The sequence below is a fragment of the Rhizobium terrae genome, from assembly GCF_003425685.1.
Taxonomy (GTDB): Bacteria; Pseudomonadota; Alphaproteobacteria; order Rhizobiales; family Rhizobiaceae; genus Neorhizobium; species Neorhizobium terrae.
This window is the reverse complement of record NZ_QJKM01000002.1, coordinates 281215-303367: the sequence shown is the minus strand read 5'-3', so window position 1 is coordinate 303367 and position 22153 is coordinate 281215. Positions and strand designations below refer to the sequence as shown.

The 22153-nt window shown below is 61.3% G+C and carries 17 protein-coding genes; 8 read left to right on the top strand and 9 right to left on the bottom strand.

Annotated elements, in window-relative coordinates; translation table 11 throughout:
* The first annotated feature begins 9 nt into the window (after positions 1-9).
* The 4 genes from DMO26_RS04385 to DMO26_RS04370 all read left to right on the top strand — a co-directional run bounded on the left by DMO26_RS04385 (position 10) and on the right by DMO26_RS04370 (position 6464).
* The gene (locus DMO26_RS04385) at positions 10-1926 is read left to right on the top strand and encodes a DUF2207 domain-containing protein (RefSeq protein WP_450088442.1); all 1917 of its coding nucleotides are present in this window, start codon (positions 10-12) and stop codon (positions 1924-1926) included.
* Positions 1927-2012: 86 nt separating this feature from the next.
* Positions 2013-3731 (top strand): phospholipase D-like domain-containing protein, encoded by a 1719-nt coding sequence (locus DMO26_RS04380; protein ID WP_117190797.1) that lies wholly within the window; start codon positions 2013-2015, stop codon positions 3729-3731.
* A 142-nt stretch (positions 3732-3873) separates the two neighbouring features.
* Positions 3874-6096: a glycine--tRNA ligase subunit beta gene (gene glyS, locus DMO26_RS04375; RefSeq protein WP_117190796.1), complete on the top strand. Its 2223-nt coding sequence runs from the start codon at positions 3874-3876 to the stop codon at positions 6094-6096.
* Between the two features lie 5 nt (positions 6097-6101).
* Positions 6102-6464 carry a hypothetical protein gene (locus tag DMO26_RS04370; protein ID WP_117190795.1) on the top strand — a complete coding sequence of 121 codons (363 nt, stop codon included), beginning with the start codon at positions 6102-6104 and terminating at the stop codon, positions 6462-6464.
* Between the two features lie 50 nt (positions 6465-6514).
* Here DMO26_RS04370 and DMO26_RS04365 read toward each other — a convergent pair whose 3' ends face one another.
* The 6 genes from DMO26_RS04365 to DMO26_RS04340 all read right to left on the bottom strand — a co-directional run bounded on the left by DMO26_RS04365 (position 6515) and on the right by DMO26_RS04340 (position 11736).
* Entirely contained in the window at positions 6515-6964 is a 450-nt protein-coding gene (locus DMO26_RS04365; protein WP_117190794.1) for an SRPBCC family protein, read from the bottom strand.
* Between the two features lie 58 nt (positions 6965-7022).
* Positions 7023-7289 carry a hypothetical protein gene (locus tag DMO26_RS04360; RefSeq protein WP_117190793.1) on the bottom strand — a complete coding sequence of 89 codons (267 nt, stop codon included), beginning with the start codon at positions 7287-7289 and terminating at the stop codon, positions 7023-7025.
* A 130-nt stretch (positions 7290-7419) separates the two neighbouring features.
* Entirely contained in the window at positions 7420-9255 is a 1836-nt protein-coding gene (locus DMO26_RS04355) for a methyl-accepting chemotaxis protein (protein ID WP_117190792.1), read from the bottom strand.
* Between the two features lie 273 nt (positions 9256-9528).
* Entirely contained in the window at positions 9529-10050 is a 522-nt protein-coding gene (locus DMO26_RS04350; protein WP_117190791.1) for a plant virulence effector HPE1-like domain-containing protein, read from the bottom strand.
* A 99-nt stretch (positions 10051-10149) separates the two neighbouring features.
* Positions 10150-11421 carry a phosphoribosylamine--glycine ligase gene (purD, locus tag DMO26_RS04345; protein ID WP_117190790.1) on the bottom strand — a complete coding sequence of 424 codons (1272 nt, stop codon included), beginning with the start codon at positions 11419-11421 and terminating at the stop codon, positions 10150-10152.
* 105 nt (positions 11422-11526) lie between these two features.
* Positions 11527-11736 carry a hypothetical protein gene (locus tag DMO26_RS04340; RefSeq protein ID WP_117190789.1) on the bottom strand — a complete coding sequence of 70 codons (210 nt, stop codon included), beginning with the start codon at positions 11734-11736 and terminating at the stop codon, positions 11527-11529.
* A 226-nt stretch (positions 11737-11962) separates the two neighbouring features.
* Between DMO26_RS04340 and DMO26_RS04335 the strand changes: the two genes are divergently transcribed.
* The 3 genes from DMO26_RS04335 (at position 11963) to ubiA (ending at position 16761) form a co-directional block, all read left to right on the top strand.
* The gene (locus DMO26_RS04335) at positions 11963-14260 is read left to right on the top strand and encodes a Tex family protein (RefSeq protein WP_117190788.1); all 2298 of its coding nucleotides are present in this window, start codon (positions 11963-11965) and stop codon (positions 14258-14260) included.
* Between the two features lie 172 nt (positions 14261-14432).
* Complete coding sequence (locus DMO26_RS04330; RefSeq protein ID WP_117190787.1) at positions 14433-15689, top strand: SAM-dependent methyltransferase; 1257 nt, start codon at positions 14433-14435, stop codon at positions 15687-15689.
* A 121-nt stretch (positions 15690-15810) separates the two neighbouring features.
* Positions 15811-16761 (top strand): 4-hydroxybenzoate octaprenyltransferase, encoded by a 951-nt coding sequence (gene ubiA, locus DMO26_RS04325; protein ID WP_117191037.1) that lies wholly within the window; start codon positions 15811-15813, stop codon positions 16759-16761.
* Positions 16762-16838: 77 nt separating this feature from the next.
* Here the strand turns inward: ubiA and DMO26_RS04320 are convergent, their stop codons facing one another.
* Positions 16839-17405 carry a DUF6101 family protein gene (locus DMO26_RS04320; protein ID WP_117190786.1) on the bottom strand — a complete coding sequence of 189 codons (567 nt, stop codon included), beginning with the start codon at positions 17403-17405 and terminating at the stop codon, positions 16839-16841.
* 303 nt (positions 17406-17708) lie between these two features.
* Between DMO26_RS04320 and DMO26_RS04315 the strand changes: the two genes are divergently transcribed.
* Positions 17709-20294, top strand: a complete 2586-nt coding sequence (locus DMO26_RS04315) for a DUF1217 domain-containing protein (protein WP_117190785.1) — start codon at positions 17709-17711, stop codon at positions 20292-20294.
* A 6-nt stretch (positions 20295-20300) separates the two neighbouring features.
* Here DMO26_RS04315 and DMO26_RS04310 read toward each other — a convergent pair whose 3' ends face one another.
* Both DMO26_RS04310 and DMO26_RS04305 read right to left on the bottom strand, forming a co-directional pair.
* Entirely contained in the window at positions 20301-20696 is a 396-nt protein-coding gene (locus DMO26_RS04310; RefSeq protein ID WP_117190784.1) for a winged helix-turn-helix domain-containing protein, read from the bottom strand.
* Entirely contained in the window at positions 20693-22126 is a 1434-nt protein-coding gene (locus DMO26_RS04305) for an FAD-binding oxidoreductase (protein WP_117190783.1), read from the bottom strand. The genes DMO26_RS04310 and DMO26_RS04305 overlap by 4 nt, the downstream gene beginning before the upstream one ends.
* Positions 22127-22153 lie beyond the last annotated feature (27 nt).

Genomic DNA, 22153 nt, shown 5'->3' with positions numbered 1-22153 from the left:
GGAAATGTCGTGATACGGTGGATCTCCGGTTTTTGCCTGGCGCTTCTGCTGGGGCTTGCGGCAATGTCTGCCCGGGCGGAAGAATATATCCGCTCCTATCACTCCGATATTCAGGTCGCCGAAAGCGGTGACCTGGCGGTGGCCGAAACGATCGCCGTCAATTCGGAAGGCAACGAGATCAGGCGCGGCATCTTTCGCGACTTCCCGCTCACCATGCAGGATGCGAACGGCCGCACGGTGAGGGTGGGATTCGATGTCGTGTCGGTCACCCGCGACGGCCGGAGCGAACCCTACCGCACCGAGAGCATAACCGGCGGCATCCGCATCTATGCGGGTGACAAGGACGTGCTGCTGCGTGACGGCGAGCACACCTATGTCATCACCTACAAGACCGACCGGCAGATCCGCTATTTTGACGACCATGACGAGCTTTATTGGAACGTCACCGGCAACGGCTGGCAGTTCCGCATCGCCCAGGCGACGGCCCGGGTGACGCTGCCGGGCGGGCGCATCACCCAGACCGCCGTCTATACCGGCCCGCTCGGCTCGACCGCTCGCAATGCCCGCATGCAGACGAACGGCAACCAGGCTGTTTTCGCAACCACTCTGCCGCTCGGCGTGCATGAGGGCCTGACGATCGTTGCCGGCTTTCCCAAGGGGATCGTGGCACCGCCTTCGGCCGATCAGCAACGCGACTGGTGGCTGCGCGACAATGCCGGGCTGATCATCAGCATCGTCGGCCTTGTTCTCGTCGTCGGTTATTATGGGCTTTTCTGGATCCGCGTCGGGCGCGATCCGGAGCGCGGCGTCGTGGTGCCGCGCTGGGATGCGCCCGAAGGTCTATCGCCGGCTCTCGTCAACTATATCGACAACAAGGGTTTTTCGGGCGGCGGCTGGACCGCCTTTTCGGCGAGCGCGCTCGATCTCGCAGTCAAGGGCTTCGTGATACTCGACGACCTGAAGGAAAAGATCGTCATCCGGCGCACCGAAAAGGCCGCCTCCCGCGACCTGCCGATCGGCCAGGCCTCCATCCTCGGCTTCATCGGCAGCGGCAGCCTCGTCATCGATGAAGCGCACGGCACGACCGTGCAATCGGTCGGCTCAAGCTTTCGCAATGCGATCGAGAAGGAACATCGCGGCAAGTATTACAACGGCAACAAGGGCTATGTGATCGGCGGGATCGTTCTCAGCATTCTGGTAATATTGTCGCTGATCGTTTTCGGCAATCTTGAGCCGGACATGCTCGCCACGCTGATCGTCCCGGTCTTCTTCGCGGTCTTCCTCGGCATTTTCGCCGCTGCCTTTGGCAAAGGCCTGCGCCGCGGCTCCTCGCTGCTTTCGAAGATCGTCTCCGTCGTCATCCTCGGCTTCATCGGCCTAGTCGCCCTGTCGATCGGTTCGGCGCTTCTGGTGGCGCTGGTGTCGGAAATGACCGGCAGCGACCATTGGCCGATCCTCGTCTCGGTCGGCGGCATCGTGCTTTCGAACGTCATCTTCTTCTTCCTGATGGGCGCTCCGACGCCGCTCGGCCGCAAGCTGATGGACGGTATCGAGGGCCTGCGCATCTACCTGACGCTCGCCGAAAAGGACCGCATGAACATGGCCGGCGCGCCCACCATGTCGCCCAGCCATTTCGAAAAGCTGCTGCCCTACGCGGTGGCGCTCGGCGTTGAAAAACCGTGGAGCCGTGCCTTCGAAGCCTGGCTCGCGACCGCTGCCGCAGGTGCCGCAATGGCCTACGACCCCACCTGGTATCACGGCAATCCCGGCTCCGGCTTCGGAGATCGTATCGGCGGCTTCTCCTCCTCGATGGCCTCCACCATCGCCTCCACCATTCCGGCTCCCAAATCCTCCTCGTCCTCCTCCGGCTTCTCGGGCGGTTCCTCCGGCGGCGGGGGTGGCGGTGGCGGCGGTGGCGGATGGTAAAATAACGGCCTCCAGCCGCTCGACCTCTGGCTTCATGCGAATGTCATGATGTAAATCTACGGTGTAGCAAGGCGGGGGAATGTGCCATGCGGGTTGCCAAGGACGGTATCAGCGTCAAGCCGATTGTAGGTTCGCACACGGTGCTTTTCGGCTTCGACGCCACGCCGGAGGCGCGCAAGGGGCTCCTGGGGTTCACCTTGGGGAAAAGGAAAGCCGGCACGGGCGATATCCGCTGGATGCGCGGCTTCAAGTTCTTCGAGGAAACCAATCCCCATCCGGAGCCCGGTGAAAGCAAATCGACACGGGAACATCCGATCCAGGATTTTCAGTGGGGCGACTATGCTGCGGAACCTGCGACGTCCTACGATTATGTCGTGCAGGCTGTCTATGGCAAGCCGTCGGCGCTGACCTACGGGCCGGAGATCGAACTCAACGACGTGAAGACCGCGAATGCGTCCGATGCAGTCCACGGCGTCTATTTCAATCGCGGCGCCATACCGAGCCAGGCTTTCGCGGATCGCTTCGGCAATGTCGGCCCGACCGACCAAGAGCAGAACGACCCCGGCAACGAAAAGGTCAAATGGCTGTCGCGTGGCCTCCTGGAGGCGGCGCTGGCCTATATCGCGCAGGCGAACGGCAGCAGGTTCGAATTGCGCGTCGCGGCCTACGAGTTCCACTACATGCCCATTCTCGAAGCCCTGAAGATCGCCGCCGGAACCGGCGCCAAGGTGCAGATCTGCTATGACGCGGGTGACCGCAAGCAGAACGGCGATATCGTTCTCGACGAGACGAGCGAGAAGAACGTCGCGACCATCGCCGCCGCGAAGCTTGCCGAGACCAGAAATCTCACGCTGCATACGCGCTGCAATTTCTCCAAGATCCCGCATAACAAGTTCATCGTGCTGCTCAAAAACGACAAGCCGGTGCAGATCTGGACGGGCTCGACGAATTTCACGTCTTCCGGCTTTCTCGGCCAAAGCAATGTCGCCCATGTCCTCCGCGATCCGGCGCTGGCGGCCGTCTACAACCAGTATTGGGAGAAGCTTGCGGGTGATCCCGAGACGCGCACCTTCAAGGCCTTCAACACCCGCACCTTTCCCGATCCTGTTGGCGAACTGACGCCGAATGCCATGAAGGCGGTCTTCGCGCCGCGCGAGGCGGGGCTCTTGGAATGGTTCGCGGAGAGAATGGACGCGGCGAGTTCCAGCGTCATGTTCACCGCCGCCTTCGGCGTCGCGGAGCAGCTGGTGGCGAAATTTGCCAGTGACAAGGATTTCATCCGCTTCGTCCTGATGGAACGGCCGGACAGCAATGCCGAAGCCCAGGCGACGCTGGCGGTCGACCGCGACACGCGCATCGCGCTCGGCTCCAGGCTCAACGCTGAAACGATCGCACTGAAGCTGAAGGGGCATGCGCTGGACGAATGGTTCAGGAAGGAAGAGCATTTCCGCGCCAGGGGCAATATCTTCTACATCCACACCAAGATCATGCTGATCGACGCGCTGTCCGACGATCCGCAGATCTATTGCGGCTCGGCCAATTTCTCCAATCCGTCGGTCACCGGCAATGACGAGAACATGATGCTGATGCGCGGGCCGGATTTCCGGTCGGTGGCGGATATCTATGTCAACGAATACATGCGGCTGTTCAACCATCTCTACTTCCGCACGGTGGCGATCAAGCTGGCGAAGGAAAAGCGGGGCGATCCGCGCAAGGCCGCGATATTGGAGCCGGACGATGGCTGGGCCCGGTCCTATTTCAAGTCCGGCAGCTATCACGACCGGATGCGCAACCTGTTCCGGTAAACGAGGTCCTCGGCAATTGCCGCCGAACGGCTGGGTCCACCCGTCTGCTTTCAGCATGATACTCCCGCTTTCATGGATGACTTTTGGCGGCGGGCTTGCTAAGTCCGCCGCGACGTTATTGTAAGCGCAAAGACCTGAGCCCATGCCCGATCTGCTTCTCGAACTCCGCTCGGAGGAAATTCCTGCCCGCATGCAGCGCAAGGCGGCGGGAGACCTGAAAAAGCTCGTCACCGACGCGCTTGTGGATGCGGGCCTGACCTACGAGGGTGCGCGCGAATACTGGACGCCGCGGCGCCTGGCGCTCGATATCCGCGGCCTGACCGCCCGTTCCGCCGATCAGCGCGAAGAGGTCAAGGGCCCGTCCACCAAGGCGCCCGAACAGGCGATCCAGGGTTTTCTTCGCAAGGCCGGCCTCTCTTCCGTATCCGAAGCCCAGGTCGTCAACGATCCAAAAAAGGGCGATTTCTACGTTGCGGTCATCTCCAGGCCCGGCCGCCCGGCGGAAGAGATCATCGCCGACGTCATGCCCGGCATCATCCGCAGTTTCCCCTGGCCAAAATCGATGCGCTGGGGTGCCGCCTCGATGCCGAAGGGCGCCCGGTTCTCGGGCATCGAGGGCAAGGGACCGGAAAGCCTGCGCTGGGTACGCCCGCTGCAGTCGATCGTCTGCGTCTTCGGCCCGGAACATGACGAAACTCAGGTCATCCCCTTCGAGATCGACGGGCTGACGGCAGGCAACATCACCTACGGCCACCGTTTCCACGCGCCGGATGCCATCACCGTGCGCCGTTTCGACGACTATGTGTCGAGCCTCGAAAAGGCGAAGGTCATGCTCGATGCCGATCGACGCAAGGACGTCATCCTGCACGACGCCCGCGACCTTGCCTTCGCGAACGGCCTGGAACTGGTCGAGGACGAGGGCCTGCTGGAAGAAGTCTCCGGCCTCGTCGAATGGCCGCATGTGCTGATGGGCGAGTTCGAGGAAGATTATCTCGCGATCCCCCCGGAAATCATCCGGCTGACCATCAAGACCAATCAGAAATGTTTCGTCACCCGCCCGCAGACGGGCGGAGAAGGCCTCTCCAACCGCTTCATCCTGATCTCGAACATCGAGGCGAAGGACGGCGGCAAGGAGATCGTGCACGGCAACGGCAAGGTCGTCCGCGCTCGCCTCTCGGATGCCAAGCATTTCTGGACCCGCGACCAGGGCGACATGCCGGATCTGGATACGCTGAAGGACTCGGCGAAGAAGTTCGACCTCGACCTGAAAAAGCCGCTCGACCAGCGCATGGCAAAGCTCGACGCGCTGAACGTGACGTTCCACGCCAAGCTCGGCACCCAGGGCGAGCGCGTGGCGCGCATCCGCGCTCTCGCCGCCCAGTTGGCCTCTATCACCGGCGCCGATCCGGCTCTGGTGGATCGTGCCGCCGTGCTTGCCAAGGCCGATCTGCGCACCGAAGCCGTCGGCGAATTCCCGGAACTCCAGGGCCTGATGGGCCGCAAATACGCGCTTCTGCAGGGCGAGGATGCGAAGGTTGCGGCCGCCATAGAAGACCACTGGAAACCGAACGGCCCCTCCGACCGCCTGCCGGAAGACAAGGTCGGCCTGACGGTGGCGCTCGCCGACAAGCTCGATACGCTCGTCGGTTTTTGGGCAGTCGACGAAAAGCCGACCGGTTCGAAGGACCCGTTTGCGTTAAGGCGAGCGGCGCTGGGTGTGGTGCGGATTTTGCTGGAGCGTAAGATTCGGCTCAGCCTTTTTGATCGAAGCGTTTTTTGGGGCCAATTGTACGAGGCCATCGATGACCGATTTGACTATCCGATTAAGGATCAGGACAGCGTCTTCGCCGACCTCCTCTCCTTCTTCCACGACCGCCTCAAGGTCTACCTCCGCGACCAAGGCGCCCGTCACGACCTGATCGATGCGGTGCTCACCCCGGAATCCGACGACCTGCTCCTCGTTGCCCGCCGCGTCGAGGCGCTGACCGCTTTCATCACATCCGAAGACGGCAAGAACCTGCTCGCCGGCACCAAGCGCGCCGTGCAGCTTCTCGCAGCCGAAGAAAAGAAGGGCACCGTCGTTGCCGATGGCGTTGCCGAAGCACTCCTGAAGCTCGATGCGGAAAAGGCGCTGTGGGCCGCCGTCAAGGTTGCTGCCACGGAAGCGTCGGAGGCGATCGCCAAGGAAGATTTCCGCTCTGCCATGGAAGCCCTCTCCAGGCTCCGCGTACCGGTCGATACATTCTTCGAGGACGTTCTGGTCAACGACGAGGATGCCGCGATCCGTGCCAACCGCCTGGCGCTCTTGAAGGCTATCCGCGAGGCGACCGGCACGGTTGCGGATTTCTCGAAGATCGCCGGGTGAGATCGATGGAGGCGGATTCTCCGTTTCTTTCGGGCATCCGGTTTTTCAATATCTGCACGGGGCAGGGCGGCGTCCTGAACGGCATCGTGAGCCTGTCGTTCTTTGTCGCCTTCCTCCTGTTCCTGGGCCTCGTTCTCGTCGTCTGGCGTCACGACCGGCACCGCAAGACGGACAAGGGCCTTTGGCGGGGCCTCGTCTTCGACAAGGAGCAGATGACGCTCTTTCGAACCTATCTCGCCACCGGAAGAGGCCGCATCCACGGCCTCGCCCTCGCCATCTCCGTGGCCCTCTTCATCGTCTCGATCTCTCTGGCGGCCGCCTATTACGGGATAACCACCGGCAATTGCCCGGCGCCGCACGCGCGATAGGTCGATATCGACTGGATGGCGGCCATTCCGCCGGTTCTCCGCTCCGGATGTCACGCGGCAATTTTTTCCAGGATCATCGCCTTCCAGCTTTCGATCATCGCCGTAAAAGCAGGACCGGTGGCCGCCTCGATTGCCGCATTTCCGTGCTCGCTGAGGCCCGTATAGCTGTATTCCACCGTGAGCTCGGTTTCATTTTCGCTCAACGCGTCAAGCCGGACGTGGACGATGACCGAACGGGAGCCCGGTGTCAGCCGGCTGTAGCGCAGGCGGCCGTTTACCTCGTCCAGGTCGATAAGGCACCAGAGGGTGGTCTCGCCGCCATGGCCGGTCGTAAAGACCATGCCTTCCGTCGTCTCGCCGCTTGGGGGATGCAGGTAGAGCGGCTGCCAGTCCGGCACCCAGCGCCTTTCACCTTCCGGCGTGAAGAGAGGAAAGCAGGCGTCGATTGGAAAGGGCAGGCGGATCGTATGTCGTTCGTCTCGATGAAGTGCTTGGAACATCGGCTCGTCCTTTGTGATGCTTTCTTTTTGAAGGTTCAGGACGCAAGCAAATCCGTTTTCATTCCCCCTTGCGGTCATGCAGTCGGTGGCTGTCGGCGGCCGAAAGTTCGAGCTGGTAGATCTCCTTGAGCCGCCCGATGATGATCAGCGTCTCGTCGGAAAAGGCCGGCTTGCCCTCGAAGGCATGCAGTACGATCCCCTCGATGAGATCGCCGAGGGTCATGTCCTTGTGTTCGGCAAGCGCCTTCATCACTTTGACCAGTCGCTTTTCCAGGCGCACACCGGTCTGGATGCGTTCAACCTGCAATCGTGTGCTGTCGGGCATGATGAAATTCGTTGTTATCTTGGTACATATATACCAATAGTGAATTTTAGGCGGCTTGGCAACAGCCCGCAAAAAAAACCGCCGGGCTTTCGACCCGGCGGTTCCCCGTCCCCCCGACTAACGTGTGTTGTCAGCTTGCCCGGCGCATTTTCTGCGCCATTCGGTTGAGGCCGCTGGTCTCGTGGCCGGCACCGATGCGGAATGTGCTGATGAGGTTGAGGAGTTCGTCGGTGTCGGCGGCGAGCGCTTCCGCCGATGCGGTGGTTTCCTCGGCCATGGCGGCATTGTGCTGGGTCGCCGCATCGAGCTGGTTGAGCGACGACGAGATGGAGCGCAGCGTCGTGTCCTGTTCGGAGGCCGAATGGGCGATCTTGCCGACGATCTCGCTCGCCGCCTTCACCTGATCGGAGATCCGCTTCAGCGCTTCGCCAGCTTCGCCGACGAGCCGCACGCCATTCTGCACCTGGCCGGAGGAGCGGGAGATCTGGTCCTTGATCTCCTTGGCGGCCGCGGCGGAGCGCTGGGCGAGTTCGCGGACTTCCTGGGCGACGACTGCAAACCCCTTGCCGGACTCGCCGGCACGGGCCGCTTCGACGCCGGCATTCAACGCCAGAAGGTTGGTCTGGAAGGCGATGTCGTCGATGACGCCGATGATCTTGGAGATCTCTTCCGACGAATGCTCGATGCCGCCCATGGCGTCGATCGCCTGGGCGACGATCTGGTCGGAGCGGCTCGCCTCGGCGCTGACCGAGGTGACGCGCTGGGAGGCTTCATGGGCTCCTTCGGCCGTCTGACGGACGGTGACGGCGAGTTCGTCGAGGGCCGCCGAGGTTTCCTCCAGGTTGGCGGCCTGGCGTTCGGTGCGCTGCGACAGCTCGTTGGAGGCGCGGCGGATCTCTTCCTTCGAGCCGCCGATGTCGATGCCCTTGGCATTGACCTTGGCCATCGCCGCTTCGAGATGGGTGAGCGCCTCGTTGAAATTGTGGCGCAGCGTCTCGTAGCGTGGGCCGAGATCGCCGCAGCGCACCGTCAGGTCGCCGGTGGCGAGCGCTTCGAGCGCCTCGCCGATGGTGGAGACGACGCGGGCCTGGGAGGCGGCATCTTTCTGCTGCAGGTCGAGGTTCTGCTGGCGTTCGCGGTCGAGTTCCTGCTTCTGTTGTTCCTCGCGGGCGGCCATGGCATGCCGTTCGCGGATCTTTTCCTGCAGCGACTGAGTGGCTTTCGCCATCATACCCACTTCGTTCGACATTTCCGTATGCGGGATCTGCGCCTTGACGTCCTCGTCGGCGACGGCTTCGAGTGCCGCATGCACGCCGGCGAGCGGTTTGGTGATGCTGCGGATCACGTAGAAGGCAAGACCCAGCGCGGCGAGGAAGGCAACGAAGCCGATGGCCACCACCTCCATGACCGTCTTGCTGATCTTGGCATCCAGGTCATCGGTGTAGACGCCGGTGCCCACCACGATCTGCCACGGTTCAAACACCTTGGAATAGGCCGCCTTTTCGAAAACCTGATCGGCGGGCATGCCGGGTTTTTCCCAATAGTAGATGGTGACGCCCCCGCCCGCACGACCCTTGGCGACCAGTTCCTCGCGGAAGAAGTTGCCCCTCTTGTCCGGCTGACCCTTCTGGTTAACCCCGATGAGCTTGGAATTGTAGTGGAACTGGGTCACCGTGTCGTAGTTCAGGCCGAAGATGTAACCTGCCGGTTCGAACTTGATACCGGCGACCGTCGCATAAGCGTATTTCTGCGCATCTTCGCGCTTCAGTTCTCCGGACTTTTCGCGGTCGTAATAGGACTGCAGGATGGATATGCCGGATTCTACCTGCGTGCGCAGCATGTCGTAGCGCTCGTTATAGATGGCGTTGATCGAAGTGCGGACCTGATAATAGGTCACAGTGGCGAAAGCCACCATGAGGATTGCCACCATGCCTAGCAGCTGATGGGATATCTTGAGGTTTTTCATTTTCGACTCACTTTCAGGCAGCCGAAATCTCCCGGAGGAGCCGGAGCGGACGAGGTTTTTCGGAAAGGTGCTTCCTGCACTGGTGAAGTGCTGACATCGCACTCTGGATCAGAGAGTGGTATCGGATAATTGAATAAAAATTTAATTATGAGAGCCTTGACAGTCGCAAAAGCGAATATTTTAGGCGGGTATTCCTTGAGAATGCGCAAAATTCGCGCATTCCGTGAAGTGATATTTCTCAATCACTTTTTGCTATGTAAATATTCTAAATTCCTAATGTGTAATCGCGTTTGTCCTAAGCTGGAATGCGTCGAGATCCAGTTGCTTCGGAGCGACGGACGCTGCAGCGATGCGGGCTTCCGCCTCGGCGGAAATTTTGACCGCGCCCGTCGTGGCGCCGGTATCGACGCCGTCGGGAGATGCCTTCGCGGACGCGATCATCGTCTCGATGGAGCCGTTCGTCGTGGGACGCACTTCGGCAATGGCGCTGTCCTGTGCCATCCACGCGGGAACCTTGCTGACATAAATCACCGGCGAACCGCCAAGCCAGGCTTCAGTACGGACCAATTTCTTCTCGCCGTTGATATCGATGAGTTCCGTTTTCTGGGTACCCGGGATGAGGTCCGGAACCTTGTAGCTGGGTTCCTCGGTCCTGACCGGTGCTGCAGCGCAATGGGCGCAGCTTTTTTCGACGATGCTCCTGCCGGGATTCTGCGGACCGTCGAGCGTCGTTATCGAAGACGCATAAGCCGCACCGCTTACAAATACCAGGGCCGTAGTCAAAACGAGACGCATAACCGCAATCCTTCTTCAGCTGCCAAAGAAGTAACGCGGTTTCGTTTCGATCCCGTCAGGAGAAGCAGTAAACTTTGAATGAATCGGCAGCCGGCGGCTTCAGTTTTTTTCGCGCGCGATCGCCTGCCAGCCGATGTCGCGGCGGCAGAAGCCGCTTTCCCATTCCACCCGGTCGACCAGCGCGTAGGCTCCGGCCTGCGCCTCTGCGACGGTCCTTCCCGTCGCGGTCACGTTCAGCACCCGGCCGCCCGTCGCCACCAGCCGGCCATCCTTCAATGCGGTGCCTGCGTGGAAAATCTTTTCGCCCGCGGACGTTGCCGGCAGATTTGCGATGGCCGTACCCTTGTCGTAGGCGCCGGGATATCCCTTCGAGGCCATCACGACGGTCAGCGCCGCATCATCGCTCCAAGAGGCGGAAACCCGGTCGAGCGTCTCGGTTGCGGCGGCGTGGAGCAGTTCGAGCAGGTCGCTCTTCAGCCGCATCATCAGCACCTGGCATTCGGGATCGCCGAAGCGGACATTGTATTCGATGAGTTCGGGACCTTTGGCCGTGATCATCAGGCCGGCAAAAAAGACGCCGGTGAAGGGATGGCCGCTTTCCGCCATGCCCCGGATCGTCGGCTCGATGATCTCCTTCATGGTGCGGGAGACCATTTCGGGCGTCATGACGGGGGCAGGGGAATAGGCACCCATGCCGCCGGTATTCGGACCGGTATCGCCGTCGCCGACCCGCTTGTGGTCCTGGGCGGTCGCCAGCGCCAGCGCCGTTTTGCCGTCCGACAGGCAGAAGAAGCTGGCCTCTTCCCCGTCAAGATAGGCTTCGACCACCACTTCGGCGCCGGCCGAGCCAAAAGCGCCATCGAAACAGTCGTCGATCGCAGCCAGCGCCTCGTCGAGCGTCATCGCCACGGTCACGCCCTTGCCGGCGGCAAGCCCATCCGCCTTCACGACGATCGGCGCGCCCTGCTGCTGCACGTAGGCCTTGGCCTCGGCTAGGTCGGTGAAGCGGCGGTAGGCGCCGGTCGGAATATTATAACGGGAGCAGAGATCCTTGGTGAAACCCTTCGAACCTTCCAGGCGGGCGGCGGCGGCAGAGGGACCGAATGTCGCAATGCCTTCGGCACGCAGCACGTCCGCAAGGCCGGCCACCAGCGGCGCCTCCGGTCCGACGACGACGAGATCGACCGCCCTTTCGCGGCAGAAGCGCACCACGGCCTGATGGTCGTCAATGTCGAGGCTGGCGAGTTCGGCATGTTCGGCGATGCCGGGATTGCCGGGTGCCGCATAAAGCGCCGTGAGTTTCGGCGACTGAGCGAGTTTCCAGGCGAGTGCATGCTCGCGTCCGCCCGAACCGATCAAGAGAACCTTCATGTCTCGCCCTCGTTTGTGCTGCTTCGGGCGGTTAAGGCGAGGGGCGGGAAAGGTCAAGGGGCAAGGTCACGAGATAGCCGCATCCCGTGACCTTTGAACGCAGCCTCAATACTGCGGCGGGCTCCAGATCTTGCCCTGTCGGATGTCCAGCGTCTCCTGGAAGATCATCCGATTTCGATAGGCCAGAAAGGGTACCGGTTCGTTTCGGGACGATGCTTCGTCCAGTTTTTGGTCGAGATACGAAATGACGGCCTCCAGCTCTTCTGTCGCAACCGCCGTTTCCAATGCCAGCATCCTGGCAGCTTTCATGGGCATTCATACCTCCATTGCTCGCCGCATCATGCGGCCCGGAAAACCTAGGTACTGATTTGGAAGGATGAGAGGCTTTCAGCTCTTTTCCACAAGTCCGTGGTTAGCAATCGTTGAAGCCCGGCTCGTTTCGGCACAGTCTGTTCCGCATCCTGTGGACCCGATCATCCTCCACGTTGCCTTGCCACAAACTTTGATTATGGTCCCTCCTCCGATTTGAACGAGGATCTTCATGACCGCCGACATCCGTCTTCTCGCTGCCGCGATCGCCGCGGAGATCAACGCCCGCCCCGAGCAGGCGGCCGCCGCGATCGGGCTGATCGACGAGGGCGCCACGGTTCCCTTCATCGCGCGCTACCGCAAGGAAGTGACGGGAGGGCTGGACGACACGCAGCTCCGCAATTTGTCCGAGCGCCTCGTCTATCTCCGCGAGCTGGAAGCTCGCCGCGCCTCGATCGTCGAATCGATCATCACGCAGGGCAAGATGACGGACGAGCTGGCTGCGAAGATCCGCTCGGCCGCCACCAAGGCCGAACTCGAAGACCTCTATCTGCCCTATAAGCCCAAGCGCCGCACCCGCGCGGAGATCGCCCGCGAACGCGGCCTCGGGCCGCTTGCCGAAGCGATCTGGACTGACCGCACTGCCGATCCGGCAAAGCTTGCCGAAGCCTATGTCACGGGCGAGGTGGCCGACGTGAAGACTGCGCTCGACGGTGCACGCGACATCGTCGCCGAAACCATTTCGGAAAACGCCGACCTGCTCGGCAGGCTGCGCCAGCACATGCGCGACGGCGCCCAGCTGAAGGCCAGGGTCGTCGACGGCAAGCAGGAGGCGGGCGCCAAGTTCGCGGATTACTTCGACCATTCGGAACGCTGGGCGACGGCCCCCGGCCATCGCGCGCTCGCCATGCTGCGCGGCTGGAACGAGGAGTTCCTGACGCTGACGATCGAGGTGGATCAGGACGATCCGTCGCCGGTCAAGCCCGCCCAGCGGATCATCGCTGCGGCGTTTGACATTCGCGACAAGGGGGGCGCCGACCGCTGGTTGATGGAGGTTGCCGGCTGGACCTGGCGCGTCAAGCTTTCCGTTTCCCTTTCTCTGGACCTGATGCGCGAATTGCGCGAGCGCGCCGAGGAGGAGGCGATCAATGTCTTCGCCCGCAACCTCAAGGACCTGCTTTTGGCGGCGCCTGCCGGTTCGCGCGCCACGATGGGTCTCGACCCGGGCATCCGCACCGGTGTCAAGGTCGCCGTCGTCGATGCGACGGGCAAGCTCATCGAAACCACCACCGTCTATCCTTTCCCGCCGAAGAACGACGTGCGCGGCACCCAGGCGGAGCTTGCCTCGCTCATCCGCAAGCACAATGTCGAGTTGATCGCGATCGGTAACGGCACCGGCAGCCGCGAGACGGAAAAGCTGGTGGCGGACATGCTGGCGGCGCTCCCTGCGCCGAAACCGACCAAGGTGATCGTCTCGGAGGCCGGCGCTTCGGTCTACTCCGCCTCCGAAACCGCTGCCGCCGAATTCCCGCAGCTCGACGTCTCGCTGCGCGGTGCCGTTTCGATTGCCCGCCGCCTGCAGGATCCGCTCGCCGAACTCGTCAAGATCGAGCCGAAATCGATCGGCGTCGGCCAGTATCAGCACGATGTCGACCAGGGAAAGCTGTCCCGTTCGCTCGACGCGGTGGTCGAGGATGCGGTGAATGCCGTCGGCGTCGATCTCAACATGGCCTCGGCCCCGCTGCTTGCCCGCGTCTCGGGTCTCAGCCGTTCGATTGCCGAGGCAATCGTCGCTTATCGCGACCAGAACGGCGCTTTTTCAAGCCGCAGGGATCTGCTGAAGGTCGCGCGTCTCGGCAACCGGACCTTCGAACAGGCGGCCGGCTTTCTGCGTATCCCGAACGGCAAGGAGCCGCTCGATGCCTCGGCCGTCCATCCGGAGGCCTATGGGGTCGCCAAGAAGATCGTCGCCGCCTGCGGCCGCGATCTGCGCTCGCTGATGGGCGATAGCGCCACCCTGAAGGGGCTCGATCCGAGGAGGTTCATCGACGAGACCTTCGGCCTGCCGACCGTCAGGGACATCATTGCGGAGCTCGAAAAACCCGGCCGCGACCCGCGTCCGAGCTTCAAGACGGCCACCTTTGCGGAAGGCGTCAACGAGATCGAGGACCTGAAGCCCGGCATGGTGCTGGAAGGAACGGTGACCAATGTCGCAGCCTTCGGAGCTTTCGTCGATATCGGCGTGCACCAGGACGGACTTGTCCATGTGTCGCAACTCGCCGACCGCTTCATCAAGGATCCGCACGAGGTGGTGAAGGCGGGAGACGTCGTGAAGGTTCGGGTTGTCGAGGTCGATGTGAAGCGCAAGCGCATCGGGTTGACCATGCGCAAGGATGGTGGCGAGCCGGCTCCCGGCCCGCGCGGCGGCGATCGCGGCAAGCCTGCCAACCCGAAATTTATGAAAACCGAAAAGCCCGCATCCCAGGGAGCTTTCGGCGCGGCACTCGCAGAAGCTTTAAAACGTAAATAAATTTGTACTAACGCGCGGAAATTTCCATCACAGGGTGCAGGTTGTCGAACAGGGGTTTGACGACCTGTTTTTTTATGTCATTTTCATGGCAGGAATATGCTTGCAAGTCGTCGGAAACACACTAAGTTTTGTGAATTAGTAAGGCAGCCTTAGTATATCGGAGGTGAGTCTAATGGCCTCGTCCCTTCACAATCTCCTCAGCAAAATCATCAAGAACGGTACGCTCACGGTCAGAGGATCGGGGGGCGAGCAGCATTACGGCGGAGGCGGGGGCAGGACTGTCACGATCCGCTTCACCGATGAAGCCGCCGAACGCCAGCTGGTGCGCGATCCGCAGCTCCAGCTCGGCGAACTCTATATGAATGGTCGCCTTCGCATCGAGGAAGGTGACATCTACGAGCTTCTGGCGCTCATCAAGGACAACACGTTGAGCGAAGGGCTGACCTTCAGCATGGTGCTCAACGGCGTCCGGCGGATGATCGTCTCGCAGTTCCGCAACCGCGTGCCGATCAACCGCAATCGCCGCAACGTTTCTCACCACTATGATCTCGACGAGAAGCTATTCTCCCTCTTCCTCGACGAAGACTGGCAATATTCCTGCGCCTATTTCAATCCGCCGGGCATTTCGCTCGACGAGGCGCAGATTGCCAAAAAGCGCCATATCGTCGCCAAGCTGCTCGCCGAGCCCGGCCAGAAGGCGCTGGAGATCGGTTCCGGGTGGGGTGGCATGGCCATGTACCTTTCGGAGTCTTCCCGCGTCGACGTGACCGGCATCACGCTCTCGACCGAGCAACTGAAGATCTCGCGCGAACGCGCCGCCAAGCGCGGATTGGCAAACAGCGTCCGCTTCGAGCTGCAGGACTACTATTACCTGCCGGCGGACAAGAGTTACGACCGCATCGTCTCCGTCGGCATGTTCGAGCATGTCGGCCGGCTGAACTACAACAGGTTCTTCAACAAGGTGAACGACGTGCTCGCCGATGACGGCGTGATGGTACTGCACTCGATCGGCCAGCCCTATCCGGCGATCTACAATAACCCATGGATCGAGAAATACATTTTCCCGGGAGGTTACATCCCGGCGATTTCGGAAGTGGTGCCGGCGATCGAGAAGGCTGGCCTCCTGGTTTCCGACATCGAAATCCTGCCGATGCATTACGCCTATACGCTGCGTCACTGGCGTGAACGCTTCATGGCCAACAAGGAGAGGGCGGTAGCCCTCTACGACGAGCGTTTCGTACGCATGTGGGAATTTTATCTCGCCGGTTCCGAAATGGCCTTCACCCACGAGAGCTTCTTCATCTTCCAGATGCAGATCGTCAAGCAGAGGACAGCCGTTCCGGACAACCGCGACTACATCTACGAGCGCGAAGCCGAGCTGCGGGCTTTTGAGCGGAGCCGCATGCCGCTCGACAAGATCGCGGTGTGAATGGCACCCGGATTTTTCGCACGAGGGGACGCCCCTCGTTGCTCTTTCCTGCATGGACCCGGCACCTGTTCATTTCCCCGCCTTGACCGTCTCCATGGCCGAACGGTAAAACCGCGGCATGATGACGAACGCTGACGATTTTAGCGGCCGCGTGGCCGATGCCCCCTCGGACAACTGGGTCTACCGCGTTTTGCCGCGGCCGGCCTGGCCCTATGCGCAGCTTGCCCGGTGGGATCGGCCGATCGGCTGGCAGCTTCTCATGTGGCCGTGTTTCTGGTCGGCGGCGCTTGCGGCAAACGCTGCGCAGGATGCGGGGATATTCTCTCCGGGACTCTTCCTGTTCCATCTCGCGCTGTTCTTCATCGGTTCGGTCGCCATGCGCGGTGCCGGCTGTACCTATAACGACCTCGTCGACCACAAGATCGACATGGCGGTAGCCCGCACGCGTTCACGGCCGTTGCCGTCCGGGCGCGTATCGCGCTTCGAGGCCAAAGTATTTATCGCAATGCAGGCGCTTGTCGGCCTCCTGGTGTTGATCCAGTTCAATGTCTTCGCGATCCTGCTGGGCTTTCTGTCGCTTGCGGTGGTGGCGATCTATCCCTTCGCCAAGCGGTTTACGGATTGGCCGCAATTCTTCCTCGGCCTTGCCTTTTCCTGGGGGGCGCTGATGGGCTGGGCGGGTGTCTTCGGCAGCTTGTCCTGGGCGCCAGTCTGGCTTTATCTGGCCGCCATCGCGTGGACGATCGGTTACGATACGATCTATGCCCATCAGGACAAGGAAGATGACGAGCTGATCGGCGTGCGTTCCACGGCACGCCTGTTCGGCGAGCGGACCAAAGGCTGGTTGATCGGTCTATACGGCCTGACGCTGCTTTTCCTGGTGCTTGCTTTCGCGGCAGGCGGAGCGGGAGTCTTCGCCTATTTGGGTTTGGCCGCCGCGGCGCTGCTGTTTGCCCGGCAGATATGGGTTCTCGATATCGACGACGGCGACCAGTGCCTGAAGCTCTTCAAGTCCAATCACCATGTCGGCACCATCCTGTTCGCTGGGCTCGTCCTCTCGCTGGTGATCTGAGCGCCAAGGAAAAGCCCGACCGGCTGACGATCGGGCTATTACCGCGGGAGGCGTCCGGCAAAGGGACAAGCAAAGCCTTAGCGACGCGCGATAATCTCCTTGCCTTCGATCTTCATCGCCACGCCCAGGCTGCCGGTGGTGCGGCGGACCAGGAAGCGCGGGCGGCGGGCCGCGAAGTACGAATGCCGGCGGCGCGGTGCCGTGCCGCTGGAGCGGATGTCGCCGATATGGTTTTCCAGCGGACGGGCGATCCCGTCGGCTTCCACCATCAGCATGGGAATGCGGAAGGCGTCCGACCAGCTTCGCCAGTCGGCGGCGATGTCGCAGAGGTCATGGGCGACCAGAAGCGGGATGCAGAGATCCGGGTCTTCGTGGTGCAGTTCGAGCGTGACGGTCACTTCGCCGTCGCCATGGTCTATGGCGCGGGCCGCCACACCCTTGAAGGCGCGGGCGGGCAGCGCGAAGGAGAGCGGCAGGCCGCTCGATGGAAGGATCTTGCGCAGCACGGCGCCGCGCTCGTCGATGGTGATGGTGACATCTCCTGATGTCTCGCGCAGGGCATAGGTAACCTGTTGCGGGAAACGAGACGGGTCGAGCCTCAATGTCGACCCTGCCCAGACGGGCTTCAGAACAGTGTTGGTCATTGGTATGCTACCCTTGTTTTACCTGAGAGCCGTTGCCGGTTTCTCTGCGGGACTTTTGTCCTCTGATAGCCAAAGCATAGGGATGGCTTGTTCGAGACTGCTTAAAAATTGCGGTTAAGGAAGCTTTGCCTGCCTGGATGGTTAGCAAAACGGCCCTGTTTTGGGTTTCCGGAAGGTGAATCAAGAGGTTTCGTACAAGAAAGAGACAGCCTCGGGAGGAGAGGAAGCGCGATCGGAAAAGCCCCGGGCAAGGCTGCGCTGCGATGCTTGCGGCAGCATCATTCCGACCCGTGAGGCCTGTCCATGGTATCGACCTATCTCACTTTCGACCTCGTCAACCGCAACTTGCAGAAGAGCCTCAAGCAGGTCGCCGGCCAGACCATGGTCGCCAACGATACCAAGTATTATCAGGAAAATATCGGCAAGGTAAAAACCGTCGACGAATTCCTGGACAACTACCGCCTGTATTCCTACGCGATGACGGCTCACGGCCTGGAAGACATGATCTATGCCAAGGCCTTCATGAAGCAGGTCCTGGAAAGCGATCTCGGAGACGATAACTCCTTTGCCAACCGTCTGACCGACGATCGATACAAGAACTTTGCGTCCGCCTTCAACTTTTCAGCGAGTTCTTCTGGCGCCGCAGTGCCCCAATCGGACGGGCAGATGAACGAACTCTTCGATACCTACGACCACACGATCGCCGCGCTGAACGACAAGACGGAGGAGGAGACGCGTTATTTCAAGATCATGCTGACCGAGGCCGGCAACGTCAAGAATGTCGACGAGTTCCTGCGCAACGACCGCCTGCGCGAATACATGTTCACAGCCTACGGGATCGATCTGAAATATTATAATTACAATGCTATACGCGGCGTGCTGGTCAGCGACCCGAACGATCCGAATAGCCCCTACGCCGAGGCCTACGGAAATCGCCTGGAAGAATTCAACGCCGCGCGAACGGAAAACGACGAATTGCTGGAGCGGGATGAACTTATCGCAGACATTCCCACCTTGCAAAGCTCTATCTCGCTCGGCCAGCAGAAGAAGACCGAACTGGAAGCCCAGATCCAGGCCAAGCAGGACGAACTTGCCAATGGCGGAGATCCCGCGACCATCAATCCTCAGATCACCGCCCTGCAGGGAGAACTGACGAAAACCCAGGATCTGATCCAGAAGGATCAGGACACCTTGACGACGTCGCAGACACGTCTGGACGAGTTGAACGGCAGGCTTGTCCCCTTGGCCGACGCGCCTGCCCGGCGTGCCGAGCTGGCGCAGATCATCGTCGGAACCGGTCCCGACAGCTCCTATCTCAAGCTGATGAAGGCGCTCGCCGAGGACTTTCATTTCAATGCGGACGGCACCGTCCCGGCCGGTGGCATCGTGGCGCCGGAAAAGCTGCAGGAGATCATCGGCGGCTATTTCAAAAAACAGGACCGCGTTACCCATGCGGAGGCGATGTTCAACCAAGAATATTTCGAACAGAAGGTGGCGACCACCACGAATGTCGAAGACTTCCTCGCCGATGACAGGATCTACAACTACCTGCGTTCGGCCTTTGATATGGACGAGGCCTATATCGTCAAGGCGACGATGGAACTGATTTTGACCAGCGATCTCAACGATCCCAACAGTTACGCGAACAAGGAAGGCGCAACCCGGCCGCAATATCTCGAGCTAGCGAAAGCCTTCAATTTTGCGACGGACGGTACCGTGGCGGCAGGTCAGGCCCAGAACACGGCGCAAACCAACAGCACCCGCACGAGCTATATGAGCCGCTGGGACGATAAGCAGGAAGAGAATCACGCGAGGGCCATCAAATTCTACAAGCTCGACCTGCAGGCGGTAAAGAAGCTCGACGATTTCCTGAGCAAGGACGCGGAGGATTCCTACATGTTCGCGTTGGAGGCGGTCGGCATAGATCCATCGACCGTTTCCAAGCTAACTGTCAAGAACGCCTTGAAGAGCGATCTGTCCGATCCGAACAGCTATATCTACAAGCTCAAGGACGAACGGTTCCTGACGCTCGCGAAGCTCTTCAATTTCGACACCAAGGGCAATGTCACGGCGCCGGTGCTCGCCCAGTCCAATTCCGCGATCACCAACGTCGCCAAGGACTATATCCTGCGCAAGACACGTTTCCTCGAAGGCGATACGCTGGACGTCGAAAAGAAGAAGGCCGAAGCCGAAGCGAAATATTATACCGACACGATGCAGCGCATAGACTCGCGCGACGAGCTTCTGGCGGACCGGCGCCTGCTGAACATCCTGCTCACCTCCAAAGGTATCGACCCGGCGACGGTGACCGACGACTTCCTGAAAAAGGCCTTCAATTCGGATCTCAACGACCCCAAGAGCTTCGTCAACACACAGGACGACAAGCGCTTCGCGCAACTTGTCGGCACCTTCAACTTCGATGCCAAGGGAGACGTCGACCGCAGCACCGCCGGCGAGGCCCAGAACGGCGGCGAGGTCGCGGCAACCCAGAGCCTCTACATGCGGCAGCTCCTGGAAACGCAGCAGGGTGCGGAAAATGCGGGCGTCCGTCTGGCGCTGTATTTCGAGCGCATGGCCGACACGATCACCGATCCTTACGTCATCCTCGGCGACGAGGCGCTGATGGAATTTTTCCGCGTCGCCTTCCAGCTGCCGGTCGAAATCGGCAGCATGAAAGTTGACCAGCAGGCCAAACTCGTCGAGAAGAAGCTCAATCTCGAAGATCTTTCCGATCCCGAAAAGCTTGACAAGCTGATCAAGCGCTTCACGGTCATGTACGATCTCGAAAACAGCACGACGAGTTCGCCGGTTGTCGATATCCTCGGCGGGGGCTCGACCGGTATCAGCGCCGATACGCTCTGGGCGCTTTCCCAACTCAAAGTGGGCTGAGAGGTCTCAAGCTTCCTCGCTCTTGTCGGCGGGGCTCTTGTCCGCCGGCCGGAAGCTCGGGTCGGCATTTGAAGCAAGCCAGTCGAGATCGGCCCGCATCGCGGCACGGCTTGCCTCTTCCATGCGCCGGTAGCGGGAAAGCAGTTCCTGGCCGAATTGGGTAAGACCCGCACCGCCGCCGCTTTTTCCCCCGTGGCGGGTGAAGATCGATGGCTCGCGGAACATCCGGTTGATCTCGTCCCCGAGCAGCCAGGCGCGCCGGTAGGACATGCCGATCGATGCCCCCGCGGCGCGGATGGAGCCGTGCTCGGCGATCAGTTCGAGGAGCTGCGCCTTGCCTGGGCCGAGGCGGACACCATTGTCGAGATCGATGCGGATCGTGCTTCTTGGAGACCGGCTCATGGGAGGCTGACCACCTTCTCGGGATTCATGATGCCGGCGGGATCGAAAGCTTTCTTGATACGCCGCATCAGGTCCATTTCGATTGGCGAGCGGATCGCCGCGAGTTCGTCGCGCTTCAGCTGGCCGATCCCATGCTCGGCGGAAATCGAGCCGCCGGCGGCCAGCACGATCGGATGCACGATGGCGTTCACTTCCCGCCAGCGGGCCAGAAAGCCCGCCTTGTCGGCGCCGACCGGCTGGGAGATGTTGTAGTGGATATTGCCGTCGCCGAGATGGCCGAAGGCGCAGATACGGGCGCCGGGCACGGCCTCCAGCACCGCCTTGTCCGCCTCCGTCATGAAGGCCGGGATCTTCGAGACCGGCACCGAGACATCGTGCTTGATCGAGCCGCCTTCCGGCTTCTGCGCATCCGACATGCTTTCGCGCATGTGCCAGAGCGCATTCTGTTGCGCCACGGAGGAGGCGATCACGGCATCCTGCACAAGGCCCGCCTCGAAACCCTGTTCGAGCAGAGCCTGGATCATCCGCTCCGCGGTTTCGGGAGAATCGGAGGTCGAAATATCAATCAGCGTGTACCAGGGGTGCGGCCCGGAGAGTGGATCGCGAACGCCTTCCATGTGACGGACCGTGAACTCGACGCCGATGCGCGGCATCAGCTCGAAGCCGGTCAGCGCCGTGCCGCAGAGGTTGGAGGCGCGCTCGAAGAGTCTAAGCGCATCGTCCGGCGAGTTGACGCCCGCCATCGCCACCTGATGCCCGACCGGTTGCGGAAAGAGTTTCAGCACGGCGCCGGTAATGATGCCGAGCGTGCCTTCCGCGCCGATGAAGAGGTCGCGCAGATCATAGCCGGTATTGTCCTTCTTGAGCCGCCGCAACCCGTCCCAGATTTCGCCCGTCGGCAGCACGACTTCGAGGCCGAGGCAGAGCTGGCGTGTATTGCCGTAGGCGAGCACCGCGGTGCCGCCGGCATTGGTGGAAAGATTGCCGCCGATCCGGCAGGAGCCTTCCGATCCGAGCGACAGCGGAAACAGCCGGCCAGCGGCTTCCGCAGCCTTCTGGACATCGGCGAGGATCGCGCCGCCATCGGCCACCAGTACGTTGGCGACGGGATCGACCTCGCGGATGCGGTTCATGCGTTCCAAGGAAACGATCAGGTCACTGCCGCCAGCCCTTGGCGTCTGGCCGCCGACCATGCCGGTATTGCCGGTCTGCGGCACGATCGGGGTGCCGGTCTCGCTGGCGAGTTTCAGGATAGCCGAAACCTCCTCGGTCGAACCCGGTTTCAGCAGCATCGGCGAGACGCCGTGATAGAGCCCGCGGCCTTCGACGAGATGCGGTGCGAGGTCTTCCGGATCGCGCAGCACATGGTTTTCGCCGACGATCGCCGCGAAGCGGTCGAGAAGTTCGGGCTTCGGTCCGGAAATATCCATCTAGGCGTGCTCCCTCGTTCTCTTCGT

Bases quoted from the DNA above. Each gene is read 5' to 3' on its own strand.
- DMO26_RS04380 (WP_117190797.1), top strand. From the start codon at position 2,013: ATGCGGGTTGCCAAGGACGGTATCAGCGTCAAGCCGATTGTAGGTTCG.
- glyS (WP_117190796.1), top strand. From the start codon at position 3,874: ATGCCCGATCTGCTTCTCGAACTCCGCTCGGAGGAAATTCCTGCCCGC.
- DMO26_RS04370 (WP_117190795.1), top strand. From the start codon at position 6,102: ATGGAGGCGGATTCTCCGTTTCTTTCGGGCATCCGGTTTTTCAATATC.
- DMO26_RS04365 (WP_117190794.1), bottom strand. From the start codon at position 6,964: ATGTTCCAAGCACTTCATCGAGACGAACGACATACGATCCGCCTGCCC.
- DMO26_RS04360 (WP_117190793.1), bottom strand. From the start codon at position 7,289: ATGCCCGACAGCACACGATTGCAGGTTGAACGCATCCAGACCGGTGTG.
- DMO26_RS04355 (WP_117190792.1), bottom strand. From the start codon at position 9,255: ATGAAAAACCTCAAGATATCCCATCAGCTGCTAGGCATGGTGGCAATC.
- DMO26_RS04350 (WP_117190791.1), bottom strand. From the start codon at position 10,050: ATGCGTCTCGTTTTGACTACGGCCCTGGTATTTGTAAGCGGTGCGGCT.
- purD (WP_117190790.1), bottom strand. From the start codon at position 11,421: ATGAAGGTTCTCTTGATCGGTTCGGGCGGACGCGAGCATGCACTCGCC.
- DMO26_RS04340 (WP_117190789.1), bottom strand. From the start codon at position 11,736: ATGCCCATGAAAGCTGCCAGGATGCTGGCATTGGAAACGGCGGTTGCG.
- DMO26_RS04335 (WP_117190788.1), top strand. From the start codon at position 11,963: ATGACCGCCGACATCCGTCTTCTCGCTGCCGCGATCGCCGCGGAGATC.
- DMO26_RS04330 (WP_117190787.1), top strand. From the start codon at position 14,433: ATGGCCTCGTCCCTTCACAATCTCCTCAGCAAAATCATCAAGAACGGT.
- ubiA (WP_117191037.1), top strand. From the start codon at position 15,811: ATGACGAACGCTGACGATTTTAGCGGCCGCGTGGCCGATGCCCCCTCG.
- DMO26_RS04320 (WP_117190786.1), bottom strand. From the start codon at position 17,405: ATGACCAACACTGTTCTGAAGCCCGTCTGGGCAGGGTCGACATTGAGG.
- DMO26_RS04315 (WP_117190785.1), top strand. From the start codon at position 17,709: ATGGTATCGACCTATCTCACTTTCGACCTCGTCAACCGCAACTTGCAG.
- DMO26_RS04310 (WP_117190784.1), bottom strand. From the start codon at position 20,696: ATGAGCCGGTCTCCAAGAAGCACGATCCGCATCGATCTCGACAATGGT.
- DMO26_RS04305 (WP_117190783.1), bottom strand. From the start codon at position 22,126: ATGGATATTTCCGGACCGAAGCCCGAACTTCTCGACCGCTTCGCGGCG.